18 protein-coding genes, 1 tRNA gene and 1 pseudogene are annotated in these 18495 nt (G+C 70.3%); 8 read left to right on the top strand and 12 right to left on the bottom strand.

The features are described from left to right. Nucleotides 1–98: 98 nt before the first annotated feature. Nucleotides 99–1220: a hypothetical protein gene (locus tag ACIO9J_RS36080; protein WP_402008895.1), complete on the bottom strand. Its 1122-nt coding sequence runs from the start codon at nucleotides 1218–1220 to the stop codon at nucleotides 99–101. A 155-nt stretch (nucleotides 1221–1375) separates the two neighbouring features. Next, a tRNA-Cys gene (locus ACIO9J_RS36085) sits at nucleotides 1376–1447 on the bottom strand. Between the two features lie 228 nt (nucleotides 1448–1675). On the opposite strand from ACIO9J_RS36085, the gene ACIO9J_RS36090 reads away from it, so the two are divergent. Next, the gene (locus ACIO9J_RS36090; protein WP_402008898.1) at nucleotides 1676–2905 is read left to right on the top strand and encodes a cytochrome P450; all 1230 of its coding nucleotides are present in this window, start codon (nucleotides 1676–1678) and stop codon (nucleotides 2903–2905) included. An 85-nt stretch (nucleotides 2906–2990) separates the two neighbouring features. Here the strand turns inward: ACIO9J_RS36090 and ACIO9J_RS36095 are convergent, their stop codons facing one another. The 3 genes from ACIO9J_RS36095 to ACIO9J_RS36105 form a co-directional block, all read right to left on the bottom strand. Further along, complete coding sequence (locus ACIO9J_RS36095) at nucleotides 2991–3653, bottom strand: hypothetical protein (RefSeq protein ID WP_402008901.1); 663 nt, start codon at nucleotides 3651–3653, stop codon at nucleotides 2991–2993. A 461-nt stretch (nucleotides 3654–4114) separates the two neighbouring features. Next, nucleotides 4115–4702, bottom strand: a complete 588-nt coding sequence (locus ACIO9J_RS36100; protein ID WP_402008903.1) for a Uma2 family endonuclease — start codon at nucleotides 4700–4702, stop codon at nucleotides 4115–4117. 52 nt (nucleotides 4703–4754) lie between these two features. Then, nucleotides 4755–5612: a helix-turn-helix domain-containing protein gene (locus tag ACIO9J_RS36105; RefSeq protein WP_402008906.1), complete on the bottom strand. Its 858-nt coding sequence runs from the start codon at nucleotides 5610–5612 to the stop codon at nucleotides 4755–4757. Between the two features lie 414 nt (nucleotides 5613–6026). On the opposite strand from ACIO9J_RS36105, the gene ACIO9J_RS36110 reads away from it, so the two are divergent. Beyond that, nucleotides 6027–6578, top strand: a complete 552-nt coding sequence (locus ACIO9J_RS36110; RefSeq protein WP_402008909.1) for a DinB family protein — start codon at nucleotides 6027–6029, stop codon at nucleotides 6576–6578. A 5-nt stretch (nucleotides 6579–6583) separates the two neighbouring features. On the opposite strand, the gene ACIO9J_RS36115 is transcribed toward ACIO9J_RS36110, so the two are convergent. Further along, entirely contained in the window at nucleotides 6584–7027 is a 444-nt protein-coding gene (locus tag ACIO9J_RS36115; protein WP_402008912.1) for an ATP-binding protein, read from the bottom strand. A gap of 214 nt (nucleotides 7028–7241) precedes the next feature. On the opposite strand from ACIO9J_RS36115, the pseudogene ACIO9J_RS36120 reads away from it, so the two are divergent. The 6 genes and pseudogenes from ACIO9J_RS36120 to ACIO9J_RS36145 all read left to right on the top strand — a co-directional run. Continuing rightward, a pseudogene (locus tag ACIO9J_RS36120) lies at nucleotides 7242–7658 on the top strand (DUF5753 domain-containing protein); the annotation flags it as partial. Further along, nucleotides 7655–7924 carry a DUF397 domain-containing protein gene (locus ACIO9J_RS36125; RefSeq protein WP_402008914.1) on the top strand — a complete coding sequence of 90 codons (270 nt, stop codon included), beginning with the start codon at nucleotides 7655–7657 and terminating at the stop codon, nucleotides 7922–7924. The pseudogene ACIO9J_RS36120 and the gene ACIO9J_RS36125, both read left to right, overlap by 4 nt. 95 nt (nucleotides 7925–8019) lie before the next feature. Continuing rightward, nucleotides 8020–9465 carry an MFS transporter gene (locus tag ACIO9J_RS36130; RefSeq protein WP_402008917.1) on the top strand — a complete coding sequence of 482 codons (1446 nt, stop codon included), beginning with the start codon at nucleotides 8020–8022 and terminating at the stop codon, nucleotides 9463–9465. 136 nt (nucleotides 9466–9601) lie between these two features. Beyond that, nucleotides 9602–11401 carry a DEAD/DEAH box helicase gene (locus tag ACIO9J_RS36135; RefSeq protein WP_402008920.1) on the top strand — a complete coding sequence of 600 codons (1800 nt, stop codon included), beginning with the start codon at nucleotides 9602–9604 and terminating at the stop codon, nucleotides 11399–11401. Nucleotides 11402–11730: 329 nt separating this feature from the next. After that, on the top strand, nucleotides 11731–12372 hold the full coding sequence (locus ACIO9J_RS36140; RefSeq protein ID WP_384549237.1) for an IclR family transcriptional regulator: 642 nt from the start codon (nucleotides 11731–11733) through the stop codon (nucleotides 12370–12372). A 97-nt stretch (nucleotides 12373–12469) separates the two neighbouring features. Next, nucleotides 12470–13276 (top strand): S16 family serine protease, encoded by an 807-nt coding sequence (locus ACIO9J_RS36145; RefSeq protein WP_402008924.1) that lies wholly within the window; start codon nucleotides 12470–12472, stop codon nucleotides 13274–13276. A gap of 151 nt (nucleotides 13277–13427) precedes the next feature. Here the strand turns inward: ACIO9J_RS36145 and ACIO9J_RS36150 are convergent, their stop codons facing one another. From ACIO9J_RS36150 to ACIO9J_RS36175, 6 genes are all read right to left on the bottom strand, one after another. After that, on the bottom strand, nucleotides 13428–14033 hold the full coding sequence (locus tag ACIO9J_RS36150; protein ID WP_402008927.1) for an ArsR/SmtB family transcription factor: 606 nt from the start codon (nucleotides 14031–14033) through the stop codon (nucleotides 13428–13430). Nucleotides 14034–14115: 82 nt separating this feature from the next. Further along, nucleotides 14116–15084, bottom strand: coding sequence for a glycine betaine ABC transporter substrate-binding protein (locus ACIO9J_RS36155; protein ID WP_402008930.1), 969 nt, complete (start codon nucleotides 15082–15084; stop codon nucleotides 14116–14118). Then, nucleotides 15081–15935, bottom strand: a complete 855-nt coding sequence (locus ACIO9J_RS36160) for an ABC transporter permease (protein ID WP_402008933.1) — start codon at nucleotides 15933–15935, stop codon at nucleotides 15081–15083. Before ACIO9J_RS36160 ends, ACIO9J_RS36155 begins: the two co-directional genes overlap by 4 nt. After that, a complete protein-coding gene (locus ACIO9J_RS36165) occupies nucleotides 15932–17218 on the bottom strand; it encodes a betaine/proline/choline family ABC transporter ATP-binding protein (protein ID WP_402008936.1) in 1287 nt (428 codons plus the stop codon). Before ACIO9J_RS36165 ends, ACIO9J_RS36160 begins: the two co-directional genes overlap by 4 nt. Then, the gene (locus ACIO9J_RS36170; protein ID WP_402009369.1) at nucleotides 17211–17858 is read right to left on the bottom strand and encodes an ABC transporter permease; all 648 of its coding nucleotides are present in this window, start codon (nucleotides 17856–17858) and stop codon (nucleotides 17211–17213) included. Before ACIO9J_RS36170 ends, ACIO9J_RS36165 begins: the two co-directional genes overlap by 8 nt. 87 nt (nucleotides 17859–17945) lie before the next feature. Continuing rightward, nucleotides 17946–18416, bottom strand: coding sequence for an Lrp/AsnC family transcriptional regulator (locus tag ACIO9J_RS36175; protein WP_055549677.1), 471 nt, complete (start codon nucleotides 18414–18416; stop codon nucleotides 17946–17948). Between the last annotated feature and the right edge of the window lie 79 nt (nucleotides 18417–18495).

Below are 18495 nucleotides of genomic sequence, written 5' to 3' on the forward strand. Positions count from 1 at the left end.
CGGGAGTATGGCGGTGCAATGGGTCATGATCAGAGGGCTGTTACAGGAATCGAACGGGAAGTCCGTTCCTGGAAGGCTGTGTTGGGGTCGGCCGGGCGCTACCAGATCACGTCGCCGCCGTCGGCGTCGTCCGCGCCGCCCGTGTCGACCTCGTAGTCCTCGTAGCTCGGGACCGCCACCGGGGTCACGGCCAGCAGGCCGACGTCCTCGGGGTGGACCAGGGTCGGGTACACGGTCTCGGGGTACGGCGGCCAGTGGGCTACGGCGGGCGAGCGGGGTACGGCGGACGAGTGGGGCGGAGGCGGCTGCCAGTGCGCCATGCTCAGGGACTCCGGGCGACGGGTGGGGCCGGGGAGGCGGTTGGTGTCGGAGGTTGTGGAGGTGCGGGGGGTGTGCGTGGGGATCGCGGTGTGCGCGGCGTCTGGGGGGCCAGGGAGGTCCGCGCCGCCCGCGCCGTTCAGCCCGTCGGCGTCGCCCGCGCCGTTCAACCCGTCCGCGTCATCCCCATCATCCGTGAGGGCCCTGACGTCCCCAGGCCCCTCCAGCACCCCGGCGTACCCGCCCCGGTCACCCGAGTCACCCGCGCCGCCCGCGTCACCCACACCCCCCGCGCCATCCGTAGACCCCACCCCACCCGCACGCCCCACCCCGCCCGCACCGCCGGCGGCCGGCGAGGACGGCGGCGCGGGTGGCGCCTCCGGTGCTGCCACGCTTCCCAGGATCCGTTCCCACTCGGCCTGCGGATAGCCGAACACCCGGCACGTCCACGAGCGCCCGCCACCCCTCTCGCGGCACACGAGGTCGACGCGGATCTCCAGGTGCCGGCCGGGCCCGTCCGGGGCGAAGAGCTTCAGATGGCGCAGGGCGTTGGTGCCCGTGTGCAGCCAGAGCAGGGTGCCGTCGTCGGCGCCGCCGATGACATGGGCCGGCTTCTCGTTCAGATGCACGGTGACCCTGGCCTCGTCCAGGTCCGAGCCCGCGGTCTGCTTGATGACGGCGATCACTTCGAGGACGTCGCCCTCGCCCCCGCGTACATCGGTCTCCTGCACGATGAACTGCGGGCAGTCCGTCCTGTCCCGGTCCGCCTTCTCCTGGTCCCGCTGTTCGCGCTGCGCACGGAGTTGGGCGTCGGTTGCCCGCTGGGCCGTCCGGGCCTGCCACCAGGTGATGGCCAGGGCGCCGACGGCGATCGCCGTCGTGATGTAGTCGCCAACCTCCACCCGGAACCTCTCGCCCGTGGCCCGCACGCGTCCCCGGTGCCATTGTGGCGCCGATGAGGCGTGCGGATCAGGGCAACGGACCAGTCGTACACAGAAGTTGACACGACGAACAGAGGGTGTCCCCGATGCGGGGGCACCCTCTGTTCGCTCGCCGGAGGCCGTGGCGGGAATCGAACCCGCGTAACTGGATTTGCAGTCCAGTCCCTGAACCACTCGGGCACACGGCCAAGTCGCCTCAGCGTGGCTCGCTGACCTGGCTCCTCGAACGTAACCGGGGCCAGCGGGCGGGCTCAAGGGATCACGGGGCCGTGCAACGGGACTGCCATGCGGCGTTCATGAACGGTCGCGGCCGGCGGCGGAGCGGCCGTGTCAGCGCCGTGTCAGCGGTATGTCCGCGCCCGGGGCCAAGGTGGGCGCACCGACCGCGACAGCCGCCCGCATCCGAAGGACTTGAGATGAGCCAGCACCCGCCCGCCACCCCGAACGGCCTCCCCGTGGACCGGGACGCGGGTCCCTTCGCGCCGCCCACCGGCATCACCCGCCTGCGCGAGACCCGCCCGGTCAGCCCCGTGCTCTTCCCCGACGGCCACGAGGGCTGGTTCGTCAGCGGCTACGAGGCGGTCCGCAGGCTTCTGGCCGACACGCGGTTCAGCTCCCGGCCCGACCTCGGCGTCATCCACGTGCCGTACGAGATGACGGGCATGCCCGCGCCGACCGAGCCCTCCCCGCAGATCCCGGGCCTGTTCATCGCCATGGACCCGCCGGACCACACCCGGCTGCGGCGCAAGCTCACGGGTGCTTTCACCGTGAAGCGCATGAAGCAGCTCGAAGAGCGCATCGTCGAGATCACCGAACGGCAGCTGGACGAGCTCGCGCGGCTCGCCCCGCCGGTCGACCTGGTCAAGGAGTTCGCGCTGCCGGTGCCGTCGCTGGTCATCTGCGAACTGCTCGGCGTGCCGTACGCGGACCGGGCGACGTTCCAGGTCAACTCCGCCAAGTTCATGGAGAAGGACGTGACGCTCGACGAGAAGATGGGCGCGTACGGCGCGATGACCTCGTACCTGGCCGGGCTCGTCACCGCCAAGCGCGCGGAGCCCGGCGAGGACATCCTGTCCGACCTGGCCCGCCACGAGGACCTCACCATCGAGGAGCTGACGGGCATCGCCTTCCTGCTGCTGCTCGCGGGCCACGAGACCACGGCGAACATGCTGTCGCTCGGTACGTTCGCGCTGCTGGAGAACCCCGGCCAGCTGGCGGAACTGCGCGCGGCGCCCGAGCTGATGCCCGGCGCGGTCGAGGAACTCATGCGCTATCTGTCCGTCGCCGACATCTTCTACCGCTACGCCACGGAGGACATCGAGCTCTGCGGCGAGACCATCCCCGAGGGCTCGACGGTCGTCGTCTCGCTGCTCGCCGCCAACCACGACCCGGAGCGCTTCGAGCACCCCGACGTGCTGGACATCCACCGCGGGGCCCGCGGCCACACGGGCTTCGGTCACGGCATCCACCAGTGCCTGGGCCAGCAGTTGGCCCGCATCGAGATGCGGGCCGGTCTCGACGCCCTGCTGCGCCGCTTCCCGACCCTCCAGCTCGCCGTCCCCGCCGAGGAGGTGCGCCTCAGGACGGACATGAACATCTACGGCGTACACGAGCTGCCGGTCACCTGGACGGGCACGGCACGCTAGAACGGGCGGCCGCGGGACCACCTGCCGGTGATTCCGCGACCGCCCGCCTTGGGGGAATGCGCCGCAGCGCATCAGGGGTTGGCTTCTAGCGCACCGTGACGTTGAAGACCGGCGACAGGGTGGTGCCGCTCTGCACGCGGAGGTCGTTCTTGCCCTTCAGGCCGAGCTTGACGCGCAGGGAGTACGCGCCGGACTTGTTGACGGTCGTGCTGGCGGGCAGCGACTTCCAGGTGCCGCGCTGCTTCTGCTGGAGGGTCACCTTGCTGCCGGCCTTGATGCCCGTCGCCTTGCCGCTGACGCGCAGCTCCTGCCAGGCCTTCACGGAGGTCGCGGACGGCTTCGCGGTCAGCGCGGCCTTCGCCTTGGCGGTGGGGCTGGTCTGCTGGCTGCCGAGCCGCTTGCCGGTCTTGACGTCCCAGATCGTGTACGGGACGCCGCCGCCCTGCGTCTTGCTGTACAGGCGCTTGCCGTCGGCGCTGAGGTGGACGTAGATGCCGTCGTTCACGGTCCCGCCCGGCTTGATGACCTTGCCGTTGTAGTACGGCTTGCCGCCCTTGACGGTGATGGTGACACCGGCACCGATGTCGATCTTCACGTCCTTCGCGGCGGCGGCCCGTGCGACGGCGGGGCTCTGCGGCGCGGGCGTGCTCGCCAGGGCGGCGGCGGCCGGGGCCAGCAGGGCCGTACCGGCGATGACCGAGACGGCGGCGGTACGGAGGGCGTTGCGGCGGTGGGTGATGGTGCGCATAACGGCGTGTTCCCCTATCACGATGCGGTGGTGTGCTCTCGCACGGCGCGGGTCCACTGGTCCGGTGGGTCCGCACGGTTCAGACGTTTTGCCCTCTGCCGTCCGGTGCTGTCCGGCGAGTGCGGAATAAAGGTAAATCACCCACCATTACGACCGGTTGTAGGTCGTGTAACAGAGCCCCGTAGATCACCGCACGGCTGTACGTCGGGCTGGGCGCCGGGCCTGAACGTCGCCTCTCCGCGACACGCGGGCGCATGTGCTCCGCACCGGTCGAGTCGATCCGCGCCGCACCGGTCGAGCCGGTCCGCGTCGTGCCGGTCCAGCCGGTCCGCGCCGTGCCGGTCCGTGTAGGCCGCCAGGCTCTGAACCGTGCCGCCGCTGCCTCGTCCCACCCACCCGCCCCCACCCACGACAGCGGTACGCCCCCGGCCGGGTCGGTGTCGACCTCGCGCACTCGGCACTCAGACGTACCGCGGCAGGTTCTCCGTGGGGATCGTCCAGTCCGTGATCGTCACGGGCTCGCCGTAAACGAAGTCCTTGCGGGTCGCGTAGCGGGGCCCGTCCGGGGTCGGATGGATGTCGGTCATGACCGCGCCCGAGCCGGTGCGCGGGTCGAAGATCACGTACACGGGGATGCCCACGAGGGGGTAGTCCCGCATCTTGCCCACCCAGTCGTTGTCAGGGTTGGAGCGGGAGACGACCTCGATGGCCGCGACGAGCGTGCGCGGGTCGAAGGCGCCCTGGATTTCCATGTCGGCCTCGGCGATCACCATGACGTCGGGGTGACGCATGATCCCCTCCGGCAGGTCTTCCACGTCCGGAGTGCCCGTGTGAGCCACCAGCTCTTCCGGCATGACCTTCTCCAGGCGTTTCCGGATACGCAGAGCGGTGAGCTCGTGAGGGCCGGTCGGCGACATCATGTCGTGGACGATTCCTTCTTTGGTGATCTCGAACTTGCCGGGGAGGGTGTCGTCCATCGACTGCACGAACTCCCGCATGGCCCGGTACGTGTGGCTGGCCGTGCGCTTGCTGTCCGGGGCGATGGTCATGTCGTTCGCTCCTCGTCGTCGCTCGCCTGAGGCAGGAGTCATGACTTTCATGCTAGGCGGCAGCTCGGTTCCGGGTACGGCACGGCGGGCAGTGGCCCGGCTCCGGTGAGCGGAAGGCGCGGTCGCAGCCGTCGCGGTTCTGGAGTGGGACGGGCCGCTGCGGGGGTGCCGGGAGCGGGGGTGGCAGGAACTCCGTCAGACGGTGGGCCAGGAGCGCCGCCGGGCGGTGGATCGGTGCCGTGGGCAGGCCTGCCGTGAGTGTGTGACGTACCGCCTCCGGGGTGATGCCCCGGTCCAGCCACGCCGTCGTCGCCGGGGCCAGCCGGCGTACGTCTCGTTCGGAGAGGAGCAGGCGGGGGTCGTCGCGGCGCAGGGTCGTGAGGAGTTCCGTGGCCGCGCGGTGCCCCTCCAGGGAGGGGTCCGGTGACGCCGCTGGTTCCGGCTCCTCGGGCTCGGGCGCCGGTTCGCGGCGCGGTGTGGCGGCGGCGGGGCGGGGCTGGGGCTTGTTGTACGAGATGGTGCGGGTCACGATCCGGCCGGACGGCATGCGTTCCTTGATGCGGGCCAGATAGCCGTGCGCCTCCAACTCCCGCAGGGCCGCCGCGATCCGGGTCTCGCCCTCCGGGAACTTCGCCGCCAGGGCCTTGATGCCGACCGGTGCGCCCTCGGGAAGCGACTGGATGTGAGCGGCCAGGCCGAGCGCGGTCAGGCTCAGGTCCGGGTGCTGGGTCAGGTGGTCGCCTACGACGGTGAATTGATCCGGGTGGTTTTCGGTCACATGACCGACTCCGTTTCGAGAACGGTGAGAGCGGTGAGAGCGGTGAGAGCGGTGAGAGCGGTGAGAGCGGTGAGAGCGGTGGGAACGGGCGGACCGGGCGCGCGGGGGCGCGTTAAGCTGCTGCTCAGCCATCGGGAAGGTCTCGCTTCCTTGGTGGTCAGGCCCTCGCGTGGGATTGCAGTCCCTGCGGGGGCCGTCTCATGTGTGCGGTTGTCGGTGACACCCGTCCGGTGTGTCTGCGCCGACCCTGCCCGACCAAATCCCTTGATCGCCGGCGAAGTTGGCATCGATCACCCGTGTGAGTGATCGCGCGTGCGAGCGCACAGTTGAGTGGATGCGGCGGGGGAGGGGCGGGGTTGGTTGGTTCTTTCCCTGGTTCTTTGTCTTTGGCGTCGGGAGCGGCCGGGGTGCGCGGCTCCGCGATCCGGGTTCGGCCCGTGAGCGGGTGCGGTCGCGTCACTTTCCAACTAGGCCATGAACTGACCTAGTTGCCGTCTAACGTCGCACCTGTTCGGCGACGTACCGGTGCAACGGAAGGCAGACACGATGAGCGAGACCATGAGTGCGGCCATGAGCGGGACGACGGACGCCACCGGCGAGCGCGCAGACCTGCTGACGACGCTGGCCCAGCACCGGCGCAGCCTGCGATTCACCGTCCGCGACCTCACCGACGAGCAGGCCGGGCGGCGGACCACCGTGAGCGAGCTGTGCCTGGGCGGTCTGGTCAAGCACGTCACGGCGGTCGAGCGGGTCTGGGCCGCCTTCATCCTGGAAGGCACCTCCGCCCTCGGCGGCGTGACCGACATGACCGAGGAGGACCGGGCCCGGCGCGCCGACGGGTTCCGGCTGCTGCCCGGCGAGACGCTGGCCGGTGTCCTCGCCGCGTACGAGGAAGTCGCGCTCCGCACCGACGAGTTGGTCCGCTCCCTGCCCGACCTCGGCGCGAGCCACCCGCTGCCGGACGCCCCGTGGTTCGAGCCCGGCACCCGGTGGTCGGCCCGCCGCGTCCTGCTCCACGTCATCGGCGAGACCGCGCAGCACGCCGGTCACGCCGACATCATCCGCGAGTCCCTGGACGGCTCCCGGACCATGGGCTGAGCCGGTCACGTCCCGCGGCCCGCCGCCACCGCGTCGATCTCCGCCCAGACCGTCTTGCAGGGGGCCGGGCCGGGCTCCGTCCCCCAACGGTCGGCGTACGCCTCGACCAGGAACAGGCCCCGGCCCGACTCCGCGTCCGCGACCGGGAGCCCGGCCTCCCGCGGCAGTTCCTCCGCCCGCGCGTCCGTGACCTCGATACGCAGCGTGTCCGTCGCCGCGAGCGTCAGCACGAGCCGGAAACTCCTGCCGGGTACGTGGCCGTGCAGCACGGCGTTGTTCGCCAGCTCGGCGACGATCTGCTCGCCGTCCTCGAACGGCGTTCCCCAACTGCGGAGTTGCTCCCGCGTGAGCAGCCGCGCCAGCCGCGCGCCCCTGCGCGTCGCCGAGAGCAGGATCGTGAACTGGTGTGCGGGGTTGAGTGTCCGCAGGCGGGTGAATTCCTGGTTCATGTCACTCAGCGTGGCCGCGCGCGCATTCCGTGCACAGTGGTGCGGGAGGTGCGTACGGAGTTTGTCCCACGCTTGTCCGGGCCTGTCCCGGCTGTCCCGGGTGCCGCCCGGGTACGAGTGCGCGTTGGGCTTGGACGGTACGGCGGAGGTGGGCGTGGTGGAAGAACGCAACGACGGTGTGGATGAGCCTGGTTGGGACGTCGACTCGCAGGACCAGGTGGAGCGTTTCGTGGCGGCCCGTATGGCCCGGCGAGTGATCTTCGAGCGCTCGCCTGCGCCTGCCCTCAACTTCGTGCAGGAAGAGGCGACGCTGCGCCGCACCATCGGAGGGACAATGGCCCTGCGGCGACAACTGGAACACCTCGCGGAGGTGGCCCAGTTGAGAGGCGTCACTTTCCAGGTGATGCCGCTCGACTGCGAGAGTCACTCCGGAATGGGAGGCCTGATCGAAGTGCTGAAGTTCCGCGACGGCACGGGAGTCGGGCGCTCCGACGGGGCTTTCAGCGGCCACCCTGTGTCCGATCCGAAGCAGCTCAGGATCCTGGAGTTGCGCTATGGAATGATCCGGACCCAGGCTCTCAGGCCACGGGAGTCGCTGGCCTTCATCGAGCGAATGCTGGGAGAAACATGATCGGCAAGGCTTCTGCCGGGAACGCCTCCGAGCTGGAGTGGTTCAAGAGCAGTTACAGCAGCAGCAGCGAGGGCGACGACTGCGTCGAGGTCGCGCTTGAGTGGCGCAAGAGCAGCTACAGCGACAGCAGCAACGGCGAAGACTGCGTAGAGGTCGCTGCCACCCCTAAAGCCATCCACATCCGCGACTCCAAAACCCCCACCGCCCCCCACTTCACCGTCACCCCCAGCGCCTGGTCCGCCTTCATCAACCACACCCAACGCTGAAGGCCCAGGGGCCAGTAAGACGTAAGACCAAGGGACCAGTCCGACCCCACCTCCCGACAGGGGCAAAAGCAGGGCACGCCTCTTACCCTGGCCGCATGACCGACACCGGCGTCGCCGCCGACCCCATGGCCCCGCCCGCCCCGCAGGGAACCGGCGGTGTCCTCAGCAAGGACTACCGTGCGCTCAGCGTCGGCATCGTCTCCGTCGTCCTCCTCATCGCCTTCGAGGCGACCGCCGTCGGGACCGCGATGCCCGTCGCCGCGCGTGAGCTGGACGGGGTGTCCCTGTACGCCTTCGCGTTCTCGGGGTACTTCACGACCAGCCTCTTCGGCATGGTGCTCAGCGGGCAGTGGGCCGACCGGCGAGGTCCGCTCGGGCCGCTCGCCACGGGGATCGGGCTCTTCGCCGCGGGGCTGATGCTCAGCGGCACCGCGGGCGCGATGTGGCTGTTCATCGCCGGACGCGCCGTCCAGGGGCTCGGCGGCGGGCTCGTCATCGTCGCGCTGTACGTGATCGTCAGCCGCGCCTACCCCGAGCACCTGCGGCCTTCGATCATGGCGGCGTTCGCGGCGAGCTGGGTCGTGCCGTCCGTGGTCGGGCCGCTGGTGTCCGGGACCGTCACCGAGCACCTCGGGTGGCGCTGGGTCTTCGTCGGCATCCCCGTCCTCGTCGTCGCGCCGCTCGCCCTCGCGCTGCCCGCGATACGCAGGACCGCGTCAGGGCCCGTCGACCCGTCCGCGCCCGTCGCCGCGTTCGACCGGCGCCGTATCCGGCTCGCGCTGGGGATCTCGCTGGGGGCGGGGCTCCTCCAGTACGCGGGGCAGGACCTGCGGTGGCTCTCGCTGGTGCCCGCCGCGGTCGGCGCGGCCGTCCTCGTGCCCGCCGTCCTCGGGCTGCTGCCCAAGGGGACGTACCGGGCCGCGCGCGGGCTGCCCTCCGTGGTGCTGCTTCGCGGCGTCGCCGCCGGGTCGTTCATCGCGGCCGAGTCCTTCGTGCCGCTGATGCTCGTCACGCAGCGCGGGCTCAGCCCCACCATGGCCGGGCTCTCGCTCGCCGTCGGCGGTGCGACCTGGGCCCTCGGCTCTTACGTCCAGTCCAGGCCCCGCATGGAGCCGTACAGGGGCCGCCTCGTCGCCTTCGGGATGGTGCTCGTCGCCGCCGCGATCGCCGCCGCGCCGACCGTCCTCATCGCGTCCGTGCCCGTGTGGATCGTCGCGGTCGCCTGGGCCTTCGGCTGCTTCGGCATGGGCATGGTCATCGCCTCCACCAGCGTGCTGCTGCTCCGGCTCTCGCCGCCCGCCGACGCCGGGTCGAACTCGGCCGCGCTCCAGATCTCCGACGGGCTCTCGAACGTCCTGCTCCTCGCCGTCGGCGGCGCCGCGTTCGCCGCGCTCGGCGGCGGCACGGTCGGCACGGCACACGGCGCCTCCGACGTGAGCGCGTCCCACCCCGGTGCCTTCGTCGCCGTCTTCCTGCCCATGGCGGCGGTCGCCCTCGCCGGCTCCTGGATCGGCACGCGGCTCAAGGAACGGACACTCTGAGAGGTCCGTGCAGGTGAGCGTGTGAGACCCGTCGCACCCGTCCCGGCACCCGCCCTGATCTCACGGGTACGTCAACACATCACCGGTAAGGTGGCCCGGTTGTCATACGTGCCGCCGACCCGCGAACCCGGAGACCGTGACTACCACCAGCGCCGCCGCCAACTCCTCCCACCACCTCTCGCCCGCCTTCCCGGGGCGTGCGCCCTGGGGCACCGCGAACAAGCTGCGTGCCTGGCAGCAGGGCGCGATGGAGCGGTACCTCCAGGAGCAGCCGAGAGACTTCCTCGCCGTCGCCACCCCCGGCGCCGGCAAGACGACGTTCGCGCTCACGCTCGCCTCCTGGCTGCTGCACCACCACGTCGTGCAGCAGGTCACCGTGGTCGCGCCGACCGAGCACCTGAAGAAGCAGTGGGCCGAGGCGGCCGCCCGTATAGGCATCAAACTGGACCCGGAGTACAGCGCGGGCCCGCTCAGCAAGGAGTACCAGGGCGTCGCCGTGACCTACGCCGGTGTCGGCGTACGCCCGATGCTGCACCGCAACCGCTCCGAGCAGCGCAAGACCCTCGTGATCCTCGACGAGATCCACCACGCCGGTGACTCGAAGTCCTGGGGCGAGGCCTGCCTCGAAGCGTTCGAGCCCGCCACGCGGCGCCTCGCGCTCACCGGTACGCCGTTCAGGTCCGACACGAACCCGATCCCCTTCGTCCAGTACGAGGAGGGCAACGACGGCATCCGGCGCTCATCGGCCGACTACACGTACGGCTACGGCAGCGCGCTCGGCGACGGCGTCGTGCGGCCCGTCATCTTCCTCTCGTACTCCGGCAACATGCGCTGGCGCACGAAGGCGGGCGACGAGATCGCGGCCCGGCTCGGCGAGCCCATGACCAAGGACGCCGTCTCGCAGGCCTGGCGCACCGCGCTCGACGCGCGCGGCGAGTGGATGCCGAACGTCCTCAAGGCCGCCGACAAGCGGCTCACCGAGGTCAGGAAGGCCATCCCGGACGCGGGCGGCCTCGTCATCGCCTCCGACCAGGACTCCGCGCGCGCCTACGCCAAGCTGATCCGCGAGATCACCGGGACCAAGGCGACCGTCGTCCTCTCCGACGACACCGGCGCCTCCAAGCGAATCGACGACTTCGCCGAGGGCAACGACCGCTGGATGGTCGCGGTCCGCATGGTGTCCGAAGGCGTCGACGTGCCGCGCCTCGCGGTCGGCGTGTACGCGACGACCATCTCCACGCCGCTCTTCTTCGCGCAGGCCGTCGGCCGTTTCGTGCGGTCCAGGCGGCGCGGCGAGACCGCGTCCGTCTTCCTGCCCACCGTCCCCGACCTGCTCGGCTTCGCCAACGAGATGGAGGTCGAGCGCGACCACGTGCTCGACAAGCCGAAGAAGGACGGCGAGGAGGACCCCTACGCCGAGTCCGAGGCCGAGATGGACGAGGCGAACAAGCAGGAGGACGAGGACACCGGCGAGCAGGAACAGTTCTCCTTCGAGGCCCTGGAGTCCGAGGCCGTCTTCGACCGCGTCCTCTTCGACGGCGCCGAGTTCGGCATGCAGGCCCACCCGGGGAGTGAAGAGGAGCAGGACTACCTCGGCATCCCCGGGCTCCTCGAACCCGACCAGGTGCAGATGCTGCTCCAGAAGCGGCAGGCGCGGCAGATCGCCCACAGCAAGAAGAAGCCGGACGACGAGGCCGATCTCCTCGAACTCCCGGCCGAGCGGCGCCCCGTGGTCTCCCACAAGGAACTCCTCGGGCTCAGGAAGCAGCTCAACACGATGGTCGGCGCGTACGTCCACCAGACAGGCAAGCCGCACGGCGTGATCCACACCGAGTTGCGGCGCACCTGCGGCGGGCCGCCGAGCGCGGAGGCGACGGCGGGGCAGCTGCGCCAGCGCATCGAGAAGGTCCAGGAGTGGGCCACCCGCATGAAGTGAACCCCGGGCCGCCCCGGCGGCCGGGGAGCGGGATGTTCCGACTGCGGAGGGCTTGTGCGGAGGTCGTGCAAGCCCTCCCGCGCATTCACCCCGCGTAACGGGGCAAGTGGGGGCGCTAGGGGCGCCGCGGTGCCCGGATTCTGGACGAAGTCTTCCGCTCAGCGGGACGGCCTCGCTAATGTCCCCGCAAAGCACACGCCCCGTGGCAGCGCCGCCGCGGAGCGCAGCCGGTGTTCCGACCGGCGGCCTCTGACGCGCGTCGCCCACGGGACCGGCGACGCAACCGCCGCGTAGGGGGGCCGCCGACCCTCACCTAAGGAGTGGGCGTCGTGACCGCGGAGACTTCCCAGACGCTCGACAGAGGACTGCGCGTCCTCAAGCTGCTGGCCGACACCGACCATGGCCTCACGGTCACCGAGCTGTCCAACAAGCTCGGCGTGAACCGCACCGTGGTCTACCGCCTGCTCGCCACCCTGGAACAGCACGCCCTCGTCCGCCGCGACCTGGGCGGCCGCGCCCGCGTCGGCCTCGGCGTGCTGCGCCTGGGCCGCCAGGTGCACCCGCTGGTGCGGGAGGCCGCGCTGCCCGCGCTGCGCTCGCTCGCCGAGGACATAGGGGCGACCGCGCACCTCACCCTCGTCGACGGGACGGAAGCGCTCGCGGTCGCGGTGGTGGAACCCACCTGGACCGACTACCACGTCGCCTACCGCACGGGTTTCCGACACCCCCTGGACCGCGGCGCCGCGGGCCGCGCGATCCTCGCCGCCCGCCAGGGCCTGGTCACCGACCCCGGCTACGCGCTCACCCACGGCGAGCTGGAGGCCGGCGCGAGCGGGGCCGCGGCGCCGCTGGTCGGGGTGACGGGCATAGAGGGGAGCGTGGGGGTCGTCATGCTGTCGGACTCGGTGCCGGAGCGGGTCGGCCCCCGGGTGGTCGACGCGGCGCGAGAAGTAGCGGACGCGTTGCGCTGAGGCGTATCAGCCCGTCCGGCGTTCGAGGACGAGCCCGGCGCAGCCGGCGATCGACGGCGCCCCGTGGCAGATCGGCGACGCACGTTAGATTGGCCCTGTGTTCTCCCTCGCGCGCCTCACCCGTCTCCAGGCCACCGCCCTCTGCGCCCTGCCCGTCGTGGCCCTGCTCGCCGTCGCGGGCCTCGCGCCGCTGCCGTTCGCCGTGGCCCAGCCCGGCGGTACGGCGGACGTACTCGGGGAGTACGAGGGGAAGCCGGTCCTCAAGATCACCGGCGCGCCCACCCGGGACACGAAGGGCGAGCTGCGGATGACGACCATCGTGGCCACGGGGCCGCAGACGGACGTCCGTCTCGGCGACGTGATCGACGGCTGGTTCCGCACCGACCGGGCGGTCATGCCCAAGGAGGCCGTCTACCCGGTCGGTGACGACGAGAAGGAAGTCGAGAAGCACAATCTCGGCGACATGAAGGAATCGCAGGACGACGCCACGAAGGCGGCCCTGTCGTATCTGAAGGCGAACGGCGTGGCCGGCACCGACAAGGTGAAGGTCGAGGCCGACCTCGGCAAGATCGGCGGGCCCAGCGCGGGCCTCTTCCTCGCGCTCGGCGTCATCGACAAGCTCGACGGCGACGGCAGCGGACACGACCTCACGGGCGGCCGCACCATCGCGGGCACCGGCACGATCAAGGACTCCGGCAAGGTCGGCCCGGTCGGCGGCGTGGCCCTGAAGACGCAGGCCGCGCGGCGCGACGGCGCGACGGTCTTCCTGGTCCCGAAGGCGGAGTGCGGCGACGCTCAGTCGGAGCTGCCGAAGGGACTGAAGCTCATCCCCATCACCACGCTGACGGGCACGGTTGACGCGCTGCGGGCGCTGGAGAAGGGCGAGAAGGTCCCGAGCTGCTGACCAGGCGCAGGCCCAACTCGACCATCGTCCAGCCCAGTTGCCTGCGCAGCGCGTACCGCGGAGGCTTGCGGGCGGGTGCCGTGCGGTGTAATTCCCCGGCGCGGTCGTGGTGCAGCATCAGGTGGATGTCGGCGTGCATGGCGTGCCCCTCTCAGTCCTTGTCGGCTCTCGGCCGGGTGGGGAAGATGTGCGAGTGGACGCGCACCTGGGCGACGTCCGGCGTGCCCTCCGCGGGCACCGAGTCGCGGTAACTCTCCATCAGCGCGGACACCTTGAGGCTCAGCTCGCGGGCGAGCGCGGGCGTCAGGTGCAGGGTGAAGTCGCTGGTGTCCGCCGCCTCGTCCCACTCCTGCGACCACTCGTGCCGGGTGGCGATCCAGGTGGTCACCTCTTGCGCGCGCTGCGTGGCGTACTCGAACAGGAGGGTGGAGAGCGCCCCCTGCACCTCGGGGTCGCGGTCGCGGATGAGGTCCTCGTCGGTGCGCGTGCCCTGGTGGGCCGAGCGCCACCACCGCTCCCTGCCCTTGCCGCGCTCCGGGTCGTCCTCGACGAAGCCGTACTCCGCGAGCTGGCGCAGGTGATAGCTGGTCGCCCCGCTCGACTCGCCCAGGCGCGCGGCGAGTTGGGACGCGGTCGCCGGGCCCTCCAGGCGCAGCGAGGAGAGCAGGCGCATGCGCAGCGGGTGCGCGAGGCCGCGCAGTGAGCGCGGGTTGAGGTGGTGGACGTTGCGGGGCGGCGGCTGCGGGTCTTCCGGCATGTACGGCAGCGTAGAGTTGCAAAGACTCCGTTGCAACAGTTTTTGCAACGGAGTCTTTGCAACTCTGGACGTGGCCGGAAGGTCACTCCTTGACGAAGCCCTCCTTGATCAGCCAGTCCTTCGCCACCTCGTGCGGGTCCTGGCCCTCCACGTCCACCTTGGAGTTGAGGTCCCGCGCGACCGTGTTGTTCAGCTTCGCGGTGATGGGCGCGAGGACCTCCGCGATCTCCGGGTGCTCCTTCAGCGACTTGCTGTTGATCTCGGGAGCCGCGTTGTAGTTGGGGAAGAAGTGCTTGTCGTCCGCCATCACCGACAGGTCCATCGCCTTGATGCGGCCGTCGGTGGTGAACACCTCGCCGAAGGTGCACGTCCCCTTGGAGACCTGGGTGTAGATGATCCCGGTGTCCATCTTGGTGATGTTGGAGTTCGAGATCTTCATCCCGTACGCCTTCTGCATGCCGGGCAGACCGTCGTCCCGCGAGGCGAACTCGCTCTCCACGCAGAGCGTCACCGCCTTCGGGTCCGACTTGGAGAGGGCCGCCACGTCGGAGAGCGTCTTCGGCTTGTACTTGGCCTCGTTCTTCTTGTTGATGGCCAGCGCGTAGGTATTGTTGAGCGTCGCGGGCGGCAGCCAGGTGATGCCGTTCTTCAGGTCCGCCTCCCGCACCGCCTGCCACTGCTTCTGCGGGTCGGTGATCGGCTTGGAGTTGCCCTGGTAGGTGATCCACGCGGTGCCCGTGTACTCGTACATGGCGTCCGCGTCGCCGCTCTTGACCGCCTCGCGCGCGCCGATCGAGCCCTGGATCCCGGTGCGGTCGAGCACGTCGGCACCCGCCGCCTGGAAGGCGATGCCCATGATCGCGCCGAGGATAAGCTGCTCGGTGAACTCCTTGGACGTCACCGTCAGGTCCGCGCCCTTCAGGGGCAGGCCCTTGCCGACCGAACCCGGCTTGACGTCGTCGACCATCGGGCTGCCGCTGGTGAGCCCGCACCCGGCGAGCAGCGAGACGGCCACCGCGCCGATCGCCGCCGTACGCGTCGAGACCCTCATGACCGCACCTCCAGCCCGCGCGGACGCAGGAACAGTTCGGCCAGCGACGCCAGCCAGTCGACCAGCAGCGCGAGCGCGATCGTCAGGATCGAGCCGAGCATCAGGACCGGCATGCGCTGATTGGTCATGCCCGTGGTGATCAGGTCGCCGAGGCCGCCGCCACCGCCGAAGGTGGCGAGGGTCGCCGTGCCGACGTTCAGGACGAGCGCCGTCCGCACGCCCGCGAGGATCAGCGGTACGGCGAGCGGGAGTTCGACCTTGCCGAGCACCCCGAGCGGGGACATCCCGATGCCGCGCGCGGCCTCCAGGAGCGTCGGGTCGTTCGCCTTCAGGCCCGCGATCGTGTTGGAGAGCACCGGCAGTACGGCGTAGATGATGATGCCGATCAGGGCGGCCTTCTCGCCGATGCCGAGCCAGATCACCAGGAGCGCGAGCAGGCCGATCGCCGGGGTCGCCTGCCCGATGTTGGCCAGCGCCATCGCGGCCGGGGCCGCCTTGCGCAGCTTCTTGCGGGTGAGCAGGATGCCCAGCGGGATCGCGATGATCAGCACGAAGAAGGTGGAGATCGCGGTGAGCTGGACGTGCTGGCGGAGCCTGAGCCACACGTTGCCGTCGGCCAGCGCGTTCTTCGAGATCGAGTCGAGGTCCGCCTGCTGGAACCACCACCAGGTGAGCAGCAGGATCACGGCGAGCACCGCGGGCAGGAAGACCAGCCGCTGCCAGGTCACCCTGGGTGGCTGCTTGTCCGGCACCTTCGGTGGCGCGGCCTCCTGTTCGGCCTCGCCCTCGTCGCGGAAGGCGAGCCCCTTGACCTCGTGCTCGCCCTCGGGGCGACGCGCGTCCGGGCTCATCCCTGGGCCTCCCCGCCGTCGCCCTCCTGCGCCTGGTGGGTCAACTGGGCGCGCTGCTCCTCCAGTTCGTGCTGGTGCTCCACGGCGTCGAGACGGTCGGCCTCCAGCATCTCGTGCACGGAGTTCATCAGCGTCTCCATGTCGACGACGCCCGTGTACTCGCCGCGCCTGCCGGTCACCGCGACCCGGCCCGCGTTGTCCGTGAGCACCGCCTCCAGCGCGTCGCGCAGCGTGGCGTCACGGGTCACCGTGTCGTGCACGAGGGTGCCCGCACGCGCCAGCGAACCCTTCGCGCGCATCAGGTCGCCGCGTCGCAGCCACTTGTAGGGACGGCCGCGCTTGTCGAGCAGCAGCAGCTCGTTGGTGCCGCCCGCGCGCAGCTTGTTGAAGATGTCCTGGAGCGGGTCGTCGATCGTCACCGTGGGCACGTCCGCGATCTCCACGTCCCGTACGCGCGTCAGATTGAGCCGCTTGAGGGCCGCGCCCGCGCCCACGAACCCGGAGACGAAGTCGTCGGCGGGGTTGGTGAGGATCGCTTCGGGGGTGTCGAACTGCGCGATGTGCGAGCGCTCGCGCAGCACCGCGATGCGGTCGCCGAGCTTGATGGCCTCGTCGAAGTCGTGCGTGACGAAGACGATCGTCTTGTGCAGCTCGTGCTGGAGCCGGATCAGCTCGTCCTGGAGGTGGTCGCGGGTGATGGGGTCGACGGCGCCGAACGGCTCGTCCATCAGGAGCACCGGCGGATCGGCGGCCAACGCCCTTGCCACGCCCACGCGTTGCTGCTGGCCGCCGGAGAGCTGGCGCGGATAGCGGCCGTGGAACTCGCCCGGGTCCAGGCCGACCAGGTCGAGCATCTCCTCGACCCGCGCGGTGATCCGCGACTTCCCCCAGCCGATCATCTTCGGCACGAGCGCGATGTTCTGGGCGACCGTCATGTGGGGGAAGAGGCCGGACGACTGGATCGCGTAGCCGACCTTGCGGCGCAGCTTCACCGGGTCGATGTCGGTGACGTCCTCGCCGTTGATGCGGATGCGCCCGCTGGTCGGCTCGATCAGGCGGTTGATCATCTTCAGCGTCGTCGACTTGCCGCAGCCCGAGGGCCCCACGAAGATGACGAGCTCGCCCGCCTTGATCTCCATGTTGACGCTGTCCACGGCCGGTTCCGCGCTGCCCGGGTAGCGCTTGGTGAGGTTCTCCAGCTCGATCGTCGCGCCGGACGTCCCTGAGCTGCCGGAGGCCCCCGCGGCCTCGTCCTTCGCGGTCTCGGTGGTGGTCTCAGACACGGATACCCCTCGAAATCGTCAGCCGGCCGATCAGGACGTACGCGGCGTCGAAGAGCAGCGCGAGGATGATGATCCCGAGCGTGCCCGCGAGCACCTGGTTGAGCGCGTTCTTGGAGCCGAGCGAGCCGATGCCGCGGAAGATCTCGTTGCCGAGTCCGGGACCCGACGCGTACGCGGCGATGGCGGCGATGCCCATCAGCATCTGGGTGGAGACGCGGATGCCGGTCAGGATCGGCGGCCAGGCGATCGGCAGCTCCACCTTGAAGAGCCGGGCGATCCTGGACATCCCGATGCCCTTGGCCGCGTCGACGAGCGAGGGGTCGACGCCGCGCAGGCCCACGATGGCGTTGCGCACGATCGGCAGCAGCCCGTACAGGGTGAGCGCGATGACGGTCGGCGCGACACCGAGCCCCACGACCGGGATCAGCAGACCGATCATGGCGAGCGACGGGATGGTGAGGATGGTGGAGGTGGCGGTGGTGGCCAAGTTGCCTGCCCACTCGCTGCGATAGGTGAAGACGCCGATCAGTACGCCGATGACGGTCGCCACGACCATGCACTGGAAGACGGCGCTGGCGTGTTGGTACGCGTCCGTCAGCAACTGCTGATGACGGTTGCCGAGGTAGTCCCAGAAGTTCACTGAAGTGCTCACCTCGTCCTTCCGTAGGGACTCACGGGCTGAGCCCCGGACCCATTGGTCCGGGGCGCGGACGTACGGGTCCGTGACTCAGGGGTCTTCGGACGCCTGTTCCACCAGCGGAATGATCCGCAGCGGAACGGGATTTTCCATGACGATCGCCGTGGAGGCCCGGACGATGCCATCAAAACCCACGACGCGGTCGATCACACGTTGGAGATCCGCGTTGGACCGGGCCACCAGGCGGCAGAGCATGTCGCCGTGGCCGGTGGTGGTGTGCAGTTCGAGCACCTCGGCCACGCCCGCCAGATGGGCCCGTACGTCCGCGCCCTGCCCCTGTTTGATCTCCAGCGTCGCGAAGGCCGTGACGGGGTAGCCGAGCGCGGCCGGATCGACCTCCGGGCCGAATCCGCGGATGACTCCATTGGACTGAAGCCGGTCCATCCGCGCCTGCACCGTGCCGCGCGCGACGCCGAGCCGCCGGGACGCCTCAAGAACCCCGATACGCGGCTCCCGCGCCAGCAGCACGATGAGCCTGCCGTCCAGATGATCGATCGCCATGCCGCCTCCGGGATGGTCATGATGTACAGATAGCCCGCCCATACTGGTATGTCGCTATGCAGATTGACCACTGAAAACG

This window comes from Streptomyces sp. NPDC087300 (genome assembly GCF_044744425.1).
Classification (GTDB): Bacteria; Actinomycetota; Actinomycetes; order Streptomycetales; family Streptomycetaceae; genus Streptomyces.